Below are 15,027 nucleotides of genomic sequence, written 5' to 3' on the forward strand. Positions count from 1 at the left end.
GCCGTTGTCTTTAAGATTCAGGAGAGTGCATGGAGTTCAGTGTAAAAAGCGGAAGCCCGGAAAAACAGCGCAGTGCTTGCATTGTCGTTGGCGTTTTCGAACCGCGCCGTCTGTCACCGATAGCCGAACAGCTGGATAAAATCAGCGATGGCTACATCAGCGCCCTGCTGCGTCGCGGCGAGCTGGAAGGAAAAGTGGGCCAGACGCTACTGCTCCATCATGTGCCGAACATCCTGTCCGAACGTATTTTGCTGATTGGTTGTGGCAAAGAACGTGAGCTGGACGAGCGTCAGTACAAGCAGGTTATCCAAAAACCATCAATACGCTGAATGACACCGGCTCGATGGAAGCGGTCTGCTTCCTGACAGAACTGCATGTCAAAGGACGTAATACGTACTGGAAAGTTCGTCAGGCGGTGGAAACCTCCAAAGAGGCGCTGTACAACTTCGATCAGCTGAAAAGCAACAAAGCTGAACCGCGCCGTCCGCTACGTAAACTGGTGTTTAACGTGCCAACACGCCGTGAACTCACCAGCGGCGAACGTGCGATTCAGCATGGATTAGCCGTCTCTGCAGGCGTTAAAGCGGCTAAAGATCTTGGCAATATGCCGCCAAATATTTGTAACGCCGCGTATCTGGCATCGCAGGCGCGTCAGTTAGCGGATGCCTTCAGCAAAAATGTTACCACCCGCGTGATTGGCGAGCAGCAGATGAAAGAGCTTGGCATGCACGCCTATTTGGCGGTAGGTGCCGGTTCGCAGAACGAATCATTGATGTCGGTGATTGAATACAAAGGTAATCCCGATCCCGAAGCGCGCCCTATCGTGCTGGTGGGCAAAGGGTTAACGTTCGACTCTGGCGGCATCTCGATCAAACCGGCCGACAGCATGGATGAGATGAAGTACGACATGTGCGGCGCAGCGTCAGTGTATGGTGTGATGCGCATGGTAGCGGAACTTAATCTGCCGCTGAACGTAGTGGGCGTGCTGGCGGGCTGTGAAAATATGCCGGATGGCCGTTCAATGCGCCCAGGCGACGTGCTAACCACCATGTCTGGCCAAACCGTCGAGGTGTTAAACACCGATGCAGAAGGCCGCTTGGTGCTGTGTGATGCGCTGACCTACGTTGAACGTTTCGAACCGGAAGTGGTGATTGATGTCGCGACGCTGACCGGGGCTTGCGTGGTTGCGCTGGGTCATCACGTCAGCGGTTTGCTGTCGAACCATAATCCGCTGGCGCATGAATTGATTGGTGCTTCTGAGCAATCCGGCGATCGCGCGTGGCGTTTGCCGATGGCGGATGAGTATCAAGAGCAGTTGGAGTCCAATTTCGCTGATATGGCGAATATCGGTGGACGTCCCGGTGGTGCGATCACCGCCGCTTGCTTCCTGGCTCGCTTTGCGCGCAAATATAACTGGGCGCACCTCGATATCGCGGGTACCGCCTGGCGTTCAGGCAAAGCCAAAGGCGCAACCGGACGTCCAGTGCCGATGCTGTCGCAGTTCCTGTTGAATCGCGCGGGACTGAACGGCGACGATTAACAGCTTCTTCTACATTGAAAGCAAGGGCGGAGATTCCGCCCTTTTTATCTTCTGACGAGCATGCCGATGAAAAACGCAACCTTCTACGTGATGGAAACCGATGCACCGAGCGACGGCCTGAGCGCCATTGAAGCGCTGGTGTGCGATCTGGCTGAAACGCGCTGGCGGGCGGGCAAACGGGTGCTGATCGCCTGTGAAGATGAGCAGCAAGCCATTCGTCTCGACGAAGCGCTGTGGCAACGACCGGCAAACGCCTTCGTGCCGCATAATCTTGCCGGCGAAGGCCCGCGCTACGGCGCGCCGGTTGAGCTGGCCTGGCCGCAGCGTCGCGGCAGTTCGCCTCGCGATCTGCTCATTAGCCTGCTGCCACAGTTCGCAGATTTTGCCACTGCTTTCCATGAAGTGGTAGACTTCGTCCCTTACGAAGAATCTCTCAAACAGCTGGCGCGTGATCGCTACAAAGCGTATCGCAGCGTTGGTTTCCAATTGAATACGGCAACGCCGCCACAGCCGCAAACGACATAGCAGAACATGGAAAAGACATATAACCCGCAAGATATCGAGCAGCCGCTTTACGAGCATTGGGAAAAGCAGGGCTACTTTAAACCGAATGGCGATACCAGCCAGGAAAGCTTTTGCATCATGATCCCGCCGCCGAACGTCACCGGTAGCTTGCACATGGGTCACGCTTTCCAACAAACCATCATGGATACCATGATTCGCTACCAGCGCATGCAGGGTAAAAATACCTTGTGGCAAGCCGGTACTGACCACGCGGGCATCGCCACGCAGATGGTGGTTGAGCGCAAAATTGCCGCTGAAGAGGGCAAAACACGTCAGGATTACGGACGTGATGCGTTCATCGAAAAAATCTGGCAGTGGAAGGCAGAATCGGGCGGCACCATTACCCGTCAGATGCGCCGTCTGGGCAACTCAGTGGATTGGGAGCGTGAACGTTTCACCATGGATGATGGTTTGTCCAATGCGGTGAAAGAAGTGTTCGTACGTCTCTATAAAGAGAACCTGATTTACCGTGGCAAGCGCCTGGTTAACTGGGATCCGAAATTACGCACCGCTATTTCCGATCTGGAAGTGGAAAACCGCGAGAGCAAAGGCTCGATGTGGCACATCCGCTATCCGCTGGCTGATGGCGCGAAAACCGCAGATGGCAAAGATTATCTGGTGGTAGCCACCACACGTCCAGAAACCCTGTTGGGCGATACGGGCGTGGCGGTCAATCCAGAAGATCCGCGTTATAAAGATTTGATCGGCAAGTTTATTCTGCTGCCGCTGGTGAACCGCCTGATCCCAATCGTTGGCGACGAACACGCCGACATGGAAAAAGGCACCGGCTGCGTGAAAATCACGCCAGCGCATGACTTTAATGACTATGAAGTTGGCCGTCGCCACAAGCTGCCGATGATCAACATTCTGACTTTCGATGGCGATATCCGCGAGCGCGCGGAAGTGTTCGATACCAACGGCGAAGTCAGCGATGCCTGTGCCGATGATATCCCAGCAGAGTTCCAGAAAATGGAGCGTTTTGCTGCACGTAAAGCGATTGTCGCGGCTGTTGATGAACGTGGCCTGCTGGAAGAGATCAAACCCCACGATCTGACCGTTCCTTACGGCGACCGTGGCGGCGTGGTCATCGAACCGATGTTGACCGACCAATGGTATGTGCGTACTGCCCCGCTGGCGAAAGTCGCCGTAGAAGCGGTTGAAAACGGTGACATTCAGTTTGTGCCGAAGCAGTACGAAAACATGTACTTCTCCTGGATGCGCGATATTCAGGATTGGTGTATTTCACGTCAGTTGTGGTGGGGTCATCGCATTCCGGCATGGTACGACAATGACGGCAACGTCTATGTTGGCCGCACCGAAGACGAAGTGCGCAGCGAAAACAACCTGGCCGCCGATGTGGCGCTGCGTCAGGATGATGACGTGCTTGATACCTGGTTCTCCTCCGGCCTGTGGACATTCTCTACGCTGGGCTGGCCGGAAAACACCGAAGCGCTGCGTACCTTCCATCCGACCAGCGTGCTGGTCAGCGGCTTCGACATCATTTTCTTCTGGATTGCCCGCATGATCATGCTGACCATGCACTTCATCAAAGATGAAGACGGCAAGCCGCAGGTTCCGTTCAAAACCGTCTACATGACCGGTTTGATTCGTGACGAAGAAGGCCAGAAGATGTCGAAATCCAAGGGCAACGTGATTGACCCGCTGGATATGGTTGACGGCATTTCACTGGAGTCGCTGCTGGAAAAACGCACCGGCAACATGATGCAGCCGCAGCTGGCTGAGAAGATCCGTAAACGCACCGAGAAACAGTTCCCGAACGGCATTGAGCCGTCAGGTACCGATGCGCTGCGTTTCACCCTGGCAGCTCTGGCTTCAACCGGTCGAGACATTAACTGGGACATGAAGCGCCTGGAAGGCTACCGCAACTTCTGTAACAAGCTGTGGAACGCCAGCCGCTTTGTCTTGATGAACACTGAAGATCAAGATTGCGGCCAAAACGGCGGCGAAATGACGCTGTCGCTGGCGGATCGCTGGATCCTGACCGAGTTCAACAGCACGGTGAAAGCCTACCGTGAAGCGCTGGACAGCTACCGTTTCGACATCGCGGCTAACCTGCTTTACGATTTCACCTGGAACCAGTTCTGCGACTGGTATCTGGAGCTGACTAAGCCGGTGATGACCAGCGGTAGCGAATCTGAGCTGCGCGGCACGCGTCACACGCTGCTGCACGTTCTGGAAGCGTTACTGCGCCTGGCGCATCCGATTATTCCGTTCATCACCGAAACCATCTGGCAGCGTGTGAAAGTGCTGAAAAACATCAGCGACGACACCATCATGTTGCAGCCTTTCCCGCACTACGACGCGGCGAAAGAAGATGCTGAAGCGAAAGCGGATATCGACTGGATGAAACAGGCGATTGTCGCGGTACGTAATATTCGTGCAGAAATGAACATTGCGCCAAGCAAACCGCTGGACGTGTTGCTGCGTAACGCCTCGCCTGCTGCGCTGCGTCGCGTTGAAGATAACCGCAACTTCCTGTCACGCCTGGCGCGTCTGGCAAGTTTGACCGTGCTGCCTGCGGGCGAGAAAGGTCCCGTTTCCGTCACCAAGATCGTTGAAGGTGCTGAACTGTTGATCCCAATGGCCGATCTGGTTGATAAAACAGCCGAGCTTGAGCGTCTGGCGAAAGAGCTGGTTAAGCTGGATGTCGAAATCGATAAGATCCAGGCCAAACTGGCTAACGAAGGCTTTGTTTCACGCGCCCCGGAAGCGGTGGTAGTGAAAGAACGCGAGCGTGTGGCTGATCTGGAACAATCAAAAACAAAACTGATTGAACAGCAGGCCGTGATTGCGGCATTGTAAGCGTCTTAGTCTGACTGCTTAATTATCAAGCCGGGCTAAGCCCGGCTTTTTTTATTTATTTCGCAATAGATTCGGAAGAGATGATGACTACCACCGCAACGCGACGTGACCTTCAGGTGCGTCCAATCACTGCCGCCGACAATCCGCATATCGCGCAGGTTATTCGAGTTGTTTCTGCGGAGTTCGGCCTGACTGCCGACAAAGGCTATACCGTTTCCGATCCTGACCTTGATCGACTCTCTGAGGTTTACAGCGCCGAACACAGCGCTTATTGGATCGTCGAGTATCAAGGCAAAGTGATGGGCGGCGGCGGCATCGCCGCGCTGGCCTGTAGCGCGCCAGATATCTGTGAGTTGCAAAAGATGTATTTCATGCCCGATGTGCGCGGCTTAGGTTTAGCGCGTGAACTGGCAATCTGTGCCATGGAACATGCGCGCCAGCGCGGTTTTCGTCGCTGCTATCTTGAAACCACCGCCAGCCTGACGCGGGCGATCAAACTCTATGAGTCGCTGGGTTTTGAATTAATTGATCGCGCCATGGGCTGCACCGGCCATGTCGATTGTGAAGTGCGGATGTTGAAAGTGCTGTAATCCTGTCCCTCATCCGCTTGCGGATGAGGGAAAAAACCGTCAAAACGCGGGCAGACCGCTATGAAAACGCAGTTCTTTATCCGGCTCGCTAATTAACCGCCCTTCAGTTTCACCAATCATCTGCACCCTTGGCGCAATATCCTTGGGTGAAATCTGCGCGGCCAGCGTCAAATAATCTTGATAATGACGCGCTTCTGAACGCAACAGCGAAATATAAAAGGTCTCCAGTTCGCTATCCAGATAGGGCGCTAAACTGGCGAACCGTTCGCAGGAGCGCGCTTCAATATAGGCACCACAAATCAGCTTGTCGATCAGCGTATCCGGCTCGTGCGTGGTGACTTCGCGCAGCAGTGATTTGGCATAACGGCTTGAGGTGATTTTCTGATAAACCAACCCGCGCGACTGCATAATTTCCCAAACCTGATAAAAGTGATGCAGCTCTTCTTTAATCAGCAGCACCATCTTCTCAACCAAATCATCCGCCCACGGTAATTCATTGCGAACAATAATGCTTTTGGTCAGGTTTTTATGCGCGTTAATGAAATCGCTGTCGCCATCTTCGCGAAAGATAAAATCTTCATACGGCTTCAACCAGGCACGAATAGCCTCGCCGCTGGGTTTGTCGGCGACGTATTTACGGATCAACCACACCGCGGTTTGTGCCGCCTTGAGCTCGCAAACCAGATGATCGGTCAGTAACAGTGTAAGGTTTTCCGGCTTGCGCGCTTCGTCTATCCAGGCTTGCGGCGTGCGGCAATGAAGGAATTGGTAGATGGGTTCGAGTAACGGTGCGTAGTTCATTAGATTAAAACGTGGGTTAAAAAAGGAGGCGGAGCATGCTCCGCCCGCTAGAAATTAGTGACGAATACCGTCATCTTCTTCGTCATCGAGGATTTCGTCGTCTTCATCTTCCGCGTCTGGATCTTCGAAATAGGTGCCCCAACCGTCATAATCGACGTTGTATTTACCAATCAGATTCACCAGTTGCTCGACCTGTGCATCAATCAGCTCTGGCTTTAACGCCGCTTCGCTGATGATATCCACGCACATCACCGTGGTGCCATCTTCCAGCTCCAGCTCTTCCGGCTCGGTCACTTCATAGCCCAGCTTGAACGCATCTACAGCGGCTTTTTCAAGTGAGTCAAAGTTGTTGCATGAGAGATGATGCTCAATGGTATAGAGCGCGTCGGGATCGCTGCCATCCTCCAGCAGCTCTTCAATGATCAGGCGCGTCTCTTCACGCTGCTCTTCCAACAATGCTTCATATGCCATGGCGATGTCCTCTCTGAGTTTGGCAATAATCAAGTATTTTCCCACACTGCCCGGCGCGCCACTACACAAAACGAAAAGTTTATTCACGCCGGGGTTGAAAATGCATATTCATACGGTTAGATTGAATTTTAATTCACTTATATTGGTTACATGGAGCGCTGCATGAGTCAGCTTTATCAACGCCATTTCCTGAGATTACTGGATTTCTCCCTGCCGAAATCGATTATCTGCTTACCCTTTCAGCTGAATTAAAAAGCACTAAAAAAAGTGCGACTGAAAAGCAGTATCTGAAAGGCAAAAACATTGCGCTCATCTTCGAAAAAGACTCGACCCGTACCCGATGCTCTTTCGAAGTTGCCGCTTACGATCAAGGCGCTAACGTCACCTATCTCGGCCCAAGCGGTAGCCAGATTGGCCATAAAGAATCGATGAAAGATACCGCACGCGTTTTAGGCCGCATGTATGACGGCATACAATATCGCGGCTATGGCCAGGCGTTGGTTGAAACCCTGGCTGAATATGCCGGTGTGCCGGTGTGGAATGGCTTAACCACAGAGTTTCATCCTACGCAGTTACTCGCCGATCTGCTGACCATGCAGGAACAGCTGCCGACTAAAAAACTCAGCGAAATGACGTTGGTCTACGTTGGTGATGCGCGTAACAACATGGGGAATACCATGCTGGAAGCCGCCGCGTTGGTAGGGTTAGATCTGCGTTTAGTGGCGCCAAAAGGCTGCTGGCCGGAAGAAGAGCTGGTGGCACATTGTCGCCAGGCGGCACAGCAAACCGGTGGCAAAATCACGCTGACCGAAAACATTGCTGAAGGCGTACAAGGTGCGGACTTTATCTATACCGACGTTTGGGTATCAATGGGCGAACCTAAAGCGGTGTGGGAAGAGCGTATCGCCTTGCTGCGGGGTTATCAGGTCAATAGCGAGATGCTGGCGCTGACCGGCAACCCAGCGGTGAAATTTTTGCATTGTCTGCCCGCCTTCCATGATGATCAAACCACCCTGGGACGCCAGATGGCGGAACAATATGGTTTGCACAAGGGTATGGAAGTCAGTGATGAGGTGTTCGAATCCGCGCACAGCGTGGTCTTTGATCAGGCGGAAAACCGTATGCATACCATTAAGGCGGTGATGGTGGCGACGCTCGGCCAGCGATAAATAAGCCGGAGCAAACGTTTTCGTTGTGTGCGATTTACCCTTGAAGCAAATTACTGAATGCGTATAATGCGCCACAATTTGCCGGAGGAAACATGCAACAGCGCAACGAAAAATTTGACGCCCAATCTCGCCTGAATGCAGGCGGCGCATCTGTTTCTTTCCGTCATCGACCCGATCTTAAAAAAGCCCCTTAATCAGGGGCTTTTTTTGTCTGAAATCCGGCAGCGCAGAGGAGAGAGCTATGGCTAACCCGCTATATCGCAAGCACATTATTTCAATTAACGATCTCAGCCGCGACGAGCTGGAGTTGGTGCTGCATACCGCCGCGCAGCTCAAAGCCAACCCGCAGCCGGAGTTATTAAAACACAACGTGATCGCCAGCTGCTTTTTTGAGGCATCGACGCGAACCCGTTTGTCGTTCGAATCCGCCATGCATCGTTTAGGCGCCTCGGTTGTGGGCTTTTCTGACGGCAGCAATACGTCGCTAGGTAAAAAAGGTGAAACGCTGGCGGACACTATTTCAGTGATCAGCACCTACGTTGATGCGATTGTGATGCGTCATCCACAAGAAGGCGCAGCGCGTCTGGCAACGGAGTTTTCCGGCGGTATTCCTGTGCTTAACGCCGGTGATGGCGCGAATCAGCACCCGACACAAACCCTGCTGGATCTGTTTACCATTCGCGAAACGCAAAGTCGCCTCGACAACCTCAATGTCGCCATGGTCGGCGACCTGAAATATGGCCGCACCGTGCATTCACTGACGCAGGCGCTGGCCAAATTTGATGGCAACCGCTTCTTCTTCATCGCACCCGATGCGCTGGCAATGCCGGCTTACATCACTGACATGCTGGATGAGCAGAACATTAAATGGTCGCGTCACGACAGTTTTGAAGAGGTGATGCCAGAGCTGGATATTCTCTATATGACGCGCGTGCAGAAAGAGCGTCTTGATCCGTCCGAATATGCCAACGTGAAAGCCCAGTTCATTCTTCGCGCCGCCGATTTAGCCGATGCGCGTGACAATATGAAGGTGCTGCATCCGCTGCCGCGCATCGATGAAATTACTACCGATGTGGATAAAACGCCTTACGCCTGGTATTTCCAGCAGGCCGGCAATGGCATTTACGCGCGTCAGGCTTTGCTGGCGTTGGTACTTAACAGCGAACTCGCCCTGTAAGGAGCAAACAGCATGACTCACGACAATAAATTGCAGGTCGAAGCGATCAAACGCGGCACAGTAATCGACCACATTCCCGCTCAGGTTGGCTTTAAGCTGCTGTCGCTGTTTCGCCTGACCGAGACCGATCAGCGCATCACTATCGGCTTGAATTTGCCGTCAGGTGAAATGGGCCGCAAAGATTTGATCAAGATTGAAAACACTTTTCTCACTGATGACCAGATCAACCAGCTGGCAGTTTACGCGCCACATGCGACGGTCAACCGTATCGACGAATATGAAGTGGTCGCAAAGATTGCGCCCACCTTGCCGGACCGCATCGACCGTGTGCTGACTTGCCCGAACAGCAACTGCATTAGCCGCAGCGAGCCGGTGTTCTCCAGCTTTGCGGTGAAAAGTCGTGCCGATGATGTGCATTTGAAGTGCAAATATTGCGAGAAAGAGTTCGCTCGTCATGTGGTGTTGGGTCACTGGTAATCCGTTTTCTCCTCCCTATAATGGAACCGTCGGCGGCGCTGTGATGCCGCTATTGCACACAACCCAGGAGCAATAATGTCTCGCGAAATCAGTACGGAAAAAGCCCCGGCAGCAATCGGTCCTTATGTTCAGGGCGTTGATCTTGGCAGCATGATTATCACTTCGGGCCAGATTCCCGTTGATCCGGCAACCGGCACTGTTGCAGACGATGTCTCAGCCCAGGCGCGCCAGTCACTGGAAAATGTGAAGGCGATTGTTGAAGCTGCAGGTTTGAAAGTGGGCGATATCGTGAAAACCACCGTTTTCGTCAAAGACCTGAACGACTTTGCTACCGTGAACGCCACGTATGAAGCGTTTTTCACCGAGCATGACGCCAGTTTCCCAGCTCGTTCATGTGTTGAAGTGGCGCGTTTGCCGAAAGACGTGAAGATTGAGATTGAGGCGATCGCGGTTCGCCGTTGATTTTGTCCTCTGCGCACGTTGGTTAAGCGTGCGCTGTCTCCTACCTCCTCTGCGCGCTGTCCCCCATCCCGGCCTTCCCCGCGAAGCGGAGGAAGGAGATGCTGCCACATGCAGCCTCATCACTAACATATAGCAGCGCCAGCACAATCTAACCTTTACTCGGACGCCATACCCAAAGCACGGCAATTGACAGCGCAAACAGCGTACCGAAGCCAATCCCGGTTGCTACTGCCGGTGCGCCTGCTTTGATCGCCAGCGTGTAAAGTCCTAGCATCAACAGCATCGCGGTGTTTTCGCCAAGGTTCTGCACCGCAATGGCATTGCCCGATCCCACGCTTTGCTTGCCACGCGCCTGCAACAACGCATTCAAAGGAACGACAAAAAAGCCACCCAGCGCGCCAATGACCATCAGCAATAAATAGGCATTCAGCAACGAATGCTGCATTGAGAAGATCACCACCATCACGCCAATCAGCACGCCTGCAGGCATACAGCGGCGGACCGTTTCCAGCGTCACCAGCTTCGCCGCAGCCGCCGCACCCAATACAATGCCAATCGCCACCATGGCATTCAGCGTAGTTGGCGTTTTGTTATCAGTGATGCCGAGCGCTACCGGTACCCACAACACCAGCAGAAAGCGCAACGTCACACCCGCGCCCCAAAACAGACTCGTTCCCAGTAAGGAGAAGCGGGTTTCTGCGTCACGCCACAGCACGCGGCAAGCCGCGATAAAGCTGCGTAACATTGCCGCGAAATGCCAGCTTTGGCCGGGTCGTGCTGCCTGCAGCTTGGGAATAAACAGGTTCGCCACTACCGCAATGCCATACGTCAGCGCACAAACCACCAGCGCCACCAGCAAATTCCAGTCAGCCAGAATGCCGCCTGCCACCGAACCCAACAGAATCGCTGCGATGGTCGATCCTTCCATCAGGCCGTTGGCCTTCACCAGTTTTTCGCCTTGGGTAATTTCCCCAAAATGCCGTATTTCGCTGGAGAATAAGCCGCTGCGCCAATACCCACCAGCGTATAGCCAATGAAAGGACTCAAGCCGAAGCAGATCACCAGCGCGCCCAGCAGCTTCAGGCTGTTGGCAAACATCATGACCCGACCTTTGGCAAAACTGTCTGCCATTTGCCCCACAAACGGTGCCAGCAGGATGTAAGTCGCGACAAACAGCATCTGCAAAATCGGCTGACTCCAGTCGGGATAAAACTGGTTTTTAAGCACCGCCAGCGTGACAAACAGCAGCGCGTTATCGCCAAATGCGGAGAAAAACTGTGCGACAATCACCGCCAACATGCTGCGCGACATCAGCGGCGCATCGCGTTCAGGTCGCGCACTCATGCCTGCTCCTCTTCCGCCATTTTCTTCAGGGTGACGTAATCGGGCTTGCCGCTACCCAGCAGCGGCAGCTGTTTCACCACGCGAATATCACGCGGCAGCGCCAACTCCGGCGCACCCATCTCACGCGCGGCTTTTTGCAGGCGATCGCGTGCCAGTTCGTTATCGGTGGTAAACAGCACCAAGGCTTCACCACGATTTCCATCCGGGCGCAGCGAAGCCGCATGCTGCTTATCCGGTGAAGCTTTCAGCGCGATCTGCTCAACGACCTCCAGCGAAACCATTTCTCCTGCGATTTTAGCAAAGCGCTTGGCGCGGCCCTGGATCTGGCAAAAACCGCCTTCATCAAAGCTGACGATATCACCGGTATCGTACCAACCCGCTTCCATTTGCCCTTCGCCATTATCCGCCACCGGCAGTTCCAGCACGCCAGGGTTCTCAACGCGCAAATAGCCTTTCATGATATTCGGCCCACGCAGTTGCAATCGTCCGCCCTTCTCAATGCCCGGCACCGACATCAAACGCGAATCCATGCCCGGCAGAATGCGGCCTACGGTATGCGCCTTCGCCGCCATCGGCACGTTAATCGCCACCACTGGCGCGCATTCAGTCACGCCGTAACCTTCAAGGATGCGTATGCCATATTTTTCCATGTAGACCTGACGGGTGTTTTCCTGCAATTTTTCCGCCCCAGCCACCACATAGCGCAAGCGAGCAAAATCGTACGGGGCCGCGAAGCGCGCATAGTTGCCAAGGAAGGTTGACGTGCCAAACAGCACGGTGCAGTTTCGGTCGTACACCAGTTCCGGCACGATGCGGTAATGCAGCGGGCTGGGATAAAGAAATACCTGCGCGCCGGTCATCAGCGGCGTAAACAGGCCAACCGTTAAGCCAAAGGCGTGAAACAGCGGCAGCGCCGACATGAAGCGGTCACGCGGGGTAAAATCCGCCACGGTGCGAATCTGCTCAACGTTGGCCAGCAGGCTTTTATGCGAATGCACCACACCTTTGGGATTGCCTTCCGATCCCGAGGTAAACAGCACCATCGCGGCGTCTTCGGGCTGCTGCTTAACCTGCGCCCGGCGCGGCATCAGCAGATGCGCAAGGATCCAGAGCTTGTCCTTGAGCGTTACCGTCTCTTTCAAGTCTTCCAGATAGATCCACTGCACGTCGCTCAAGCCTTGCGGCAGATGCCACAAGTCCCCTTTGTCGAGGAACTGGCGAGACGTAAACACCGTTTTCACCTGCGAAGCCGTTAGTGCAGCGCGCATGCCGTTGACGCCCGCAGTGTAGTTCAGCATCGCCGGAACGCGGCCACGCATGGAGGCACCGAGAATCGCCGCAGCCGTTACGGTGGCATTGGGCAGAAGCAGGCCAACAACCTCTTTTGGCTGGCTATAACGCTCAAGGATGCGTCCCACGCCCAGCGTTTTTTCAGCAAACCGGTGTAGCTGTCGGGTGTGAAATTGACATCTTCAATGCAGCGTTTGAACGCGCCGTAGCGGATACGCGCATTGAGAAACGCGTCGAACAGCGTTTCACGCGGGCGTACCGCCATGCGGGCTTCCATCATGACATGATGCAGATGTTCGCCGGCTAAAATGCGGCGCTCGCGTGCCCGTTTTGCGTCGGGCATAGGAATACGTGTCCCAGGCAAAATGCTCAAGGTAATACGCGGGAAAAGGCGGCGTTTGAATACGCCCGCCAGGCGACCAAACGGCGAAAATTCTGCACCGTCGATACGCATCGGCACCACGCTCGCGCCCGATTTTGCCGCCACAAAACCGGCACCGCTGTAGATCTTCATCAGCGATCCGGTAACGGTAATGCGGCCTTCCGGGAAGATCACTACCGGACGACCGCTGTTGACTACCTGAACCAGATGTTTGATCGACATCGGCTTGGTGGGATCCAGCGGTACGAAGTCGATAAACGGTTTGATCACCCGCATGAACCATTTTTCGCTGATCGTCGAATAGACAGCGAAAACCGGTTTGATGGGTAAGAACAGCGCCAACAGCATGCCGTCCAGAAACGACATGTGGTTGGGCGTGATGAGCACCTTGTCTCTATGCAATTCAGCGACATCACCACGCAGCTCGACACGCCATAACAGGCGGAAAACCAGACGTAAGATTTTGAATAACATGCCAGCTCCATAGCATCGTTAAAATTAGCCCCTCACGATGCAGGATCTGGAAGTATTCGACAACTACTTATTTGGCGCCTGCCAGCCACCGCCCAGCGCGGCAATCAACGCTACGCTGCTGACCCACTGAGTGCTTTGCAGCGACAGGAGATTTTGCTGTTCGCTCAAGCTACTGTTTTCAGTGGTGGCGACGTCGAGGTAGTCGATCATCCCGGCATCATATTGATTGCGCGTTACGCGGGCCGACTCTTGCGCGGCGGCGGTAGCACGCTGCTGGGAAGCCATTTCGCCCTGCAAGGTATTCAGCTCCACCAGCTCATCTTCCACTTCCTGCAACGCTTCCAGCACGCTTTGACGGTAGCTGGCGACGCTGGCGTCATACGACGCTCGGGCCTGTTCGACCTGCGAAGAAGTGGCGCCAAAATCCAACAGCGTACCGCTGAGTTCAGGCCCCAGCGACCAGATGCGATTTGGTAGCGAGAAGAGATTATGCAGCGTAGAAGCGCTCACGCCGCCGCTGGCGCTTAAGGTTAAATCCGGGAAGTAACCGGCAATGGCCACGCCCACCGCCGCATTCGCTGCTGCCACGTTACGTTCGGCGTAGGCGATGTCAGGACGACGCTGTAACAGCTGTGTCGGCAAGGCGGCAGGAACGGTTGGCAGCGTGGCATCCAGCTTCGCCACCGGTAAGGAGAAATCAGCGGGCGCTTTGCCCACCAGCAACGCGATAGCGTGTTCCATCTGCGCGCGTTGCCATTGATAATCCTGCGCCGAGGCGCGGGCGCTCTCCAGCTGCATCTGCGCCTGCGCTAACGTGGCACGCGATTCGCTACCGGTTTGGTATTTGTTTTCAATCACCGTGAGATAGCGCTGGTAGGCGTCGATGCTCTGCTGATACAGCGCAATTTTCTGATCCATGATGCGCAGCTGGAAGTAATCCTGCGCCAGTTCAGACTGTGCGCTCAGCGTGATGTTCGCCAGCTCTGCCGCGCTCGCCTGCGCACTGGCTTTGTTCTCCTCCAGCGTACGACGCAGCTTGCCCCATAGATCCAGCTCCCAGCTGGCGCTTAGCTCAGCCTGATGGCTACTGCTGGTGGTGCGTTGACTGCTGCCGGTGGTGGCATGACTGCCGCTGCGCGTCACGCTGCTGTCATAACCCAACGAAGGAAACAGCTCAGCGCGAGATTGCGACGCCAGCGCCTGCGCCTGACGATACTGCGCAGCGTAGTTGGCAACGTTCTGGTTATTGATGCTTACCTGACTCAGCAGGCTGCTCAGCGTGGCGTCGTGATAAACAGCCCACCATTCGCCTTTGTGCAGATCATCCTGCGGCGTCGCCTGCTGCCAGCCTTTGGCTTCTTTGTAATGTACCGGCACTGACATCTCAGGGCGATGATAATCGGGGCCAAGGGTACAGCCGCTCAGCAGCAGCGCCAGCATAATTGGGGTCAATACTTTCATGA

General features: G+C 54.6%; 9 protein-coding genes and 4 pseudogenes. 8 read left to right on the forward strand and 5 right to left on the reverse strand.

Annotation, left to right across the window (positions count from 1 at the left end; all coding sequences use genetic code 11):
* Positions 1-29 precede the first annotated feature (29 nt).
* From pepA to KQP84_RS19440, 4 genes and pseudogenes are all read left to right on the forward strand, one after another.
* Positions 30-1,540 (forward strand): annotated as a pseudogene (pepA, locus tag KQP84_RS19425) (leucyl aminopeptidase).
* Between the two features lie 66 nt (positions 1,541-1,606).
* The gene (locus tag KQP84_RS19430) at positions 1,607-2,065 is read left to right on the forward strand and encodes a DNA polymerase III subunit chi (protein ID WP_215847767.1); all 459 of its coding nucleotides are present in this window, start codon (positions 1,607-1,609) and stop codon (positions 2,063-2,065) included.
* A gap of 6 nt (positions 2,066-2,071) precedes the next feature.
* Positions 2,072-4,927, forward strand: coding sequence for a valine--tRNA ligase (locus KQP84_RS19435; protein WP_215847768.1), 2,856 nt, complete (start codon positions 2,072-2,074; stop codon positions 4,925-4,927).
* Positions 4,928-5,010: 83 nt separating this feature from the next.
* Positions 5,011-5,517 (forward strand): GNAT family N-acetyltransferase, encoded by a 507-nt coding sequence (locus KQP84_RS19440; RefSeq protein ID WP_215848346.1) that lies wholly within the window; start codon positions 5,011-5,013, stop codon positions 5,515-5,517.
* Between the two features lie 39 nt (positions 5,518-5,556).
* Here the strand turns inward: KQP84_RS19440 and miaE are convergent, their stop codons facing one another.
* Together miaE and rraB are read right to left on the reverse strand one after the other, a co-directional pair.
* Positions 5,557-6,318, reverse strand: coding sequence for a tRNA isopentenyl-2-thiomethyl-A-37 hydroxylase MiaE (gene miaE / locus KQP84_RS19445; protein WP_215847769.1), 762 nt, complete (start codon positions 6,316-6,318; stop codon positions 5,557-5,559).
* A gap of 54 nt (positions 6,319-6,372) precedes the next feature.
* Positions 6,373-6,789: a ribonuclease E inhibitor RraB gene (rraB, locus tag KQP84_RS19450; RefSeq protein WP_215847770.1), complete on the reverse strand. Its 417-nt coding sequence runs from the start codon at positions 6,787-6,789 to the stop codon at positions 6,373-6,375.
* A gap of 162 nt (positions 6,790-6,951) precedes the next feature.
* Here rraB and argF point away from each other — a divergent pair.
* From argF to ridA, 4 genes and pseudogenes are all read left to right on the forward strand, one after another.
* Positions 6,952-7,958 (forward strand): annotated as a pseudogene (gene argF / locus KQP84_RS19455) (ornithine carbamoyltransferase).
* 241 nt (positions 7,959-8,199) lie between these two features.
* Entirely contained in the window at positions 8,200-9,135 is a 936-nt protein-coding gene (gene pyrB, locus KQP84_RS19460) for an aspartate carbamoyltransferase (protein ID WP_215847771.1), read from the forward strand.
* A 12-nt stretch (positions 9,136-9,147) separates the two neighbouring features.
* On the forward strand, positions 9,148-9,612 hold the full coding sequence (pyrI, locus tag KQP84_RS19465) for an aspartate carbamoyltransferase regulatory subunit (protein ID WP_215847772.1): 465 nt from the start codon (positions 9,148-9,150) through the stop codon (positions 9,610-9,612).
* 75 nt (positions 9,613-9,687) lie between these two features.
* Positions 9,688-10,074, forward strand: coding sequence for a 2-iminobutanoate/2-iminopropanoate deaminase (ridA, locus tag KQP84_RS19470; protein WP_215847773.1), 387 nt, complete (start codon positions 9,688-9,690; stop codon positions 10,072-10,074).
* A 148-nt stretch (positions 10,075-10,222) separates the two neighbouring features.
* Here the strand turns inward: ridA and lplT are convergent.
* From lplT to KQP84_RS19485, 3 genes and pseudogenes are all read right to left on the reverse strand, one after another.
* Positions 10,223-11,418, reverse strand: a pseudogene (lplT, locus tag KQP84_RS19475) (lysophospholipid transporter LplT).
* Positions 11,415-13,564: pseudogene (aas, locus tag KQP84_RS19480) on the reverse strand (bifunctional acyl-ACP--phospholipid O-acyltransferase/long-chain-fatty-acid--ACP ligase). Before aas ends, lplT begins: the two co-directional pseudogenes overlap by 4 nt.
* 63 nt (positions 13,565-13,627) lie before the next feature.
* Positions 13,628-15,025, reverse strand: coding sequence for an efflux transporter outer membrane subunit (locus KQP84_RS19485; protein WP_215847774.1), 1,398 nt, complete (start codon positions 15,023-15,025; stop codon positions 13,628-13,630).
* Positions 15,026-15,027 lie beyond the last annotated feature (2 nt).

It is taken from the genome of Candidatus Pantoea bituminis, from assembly GCF_018842675.1.
Lineage (GTDB): Bacteria > Pseudomonadota > Gammaproteobacteria > Enterobacterales > Enterobacteriaceae > Pantoea > Pantoea phytostimulans.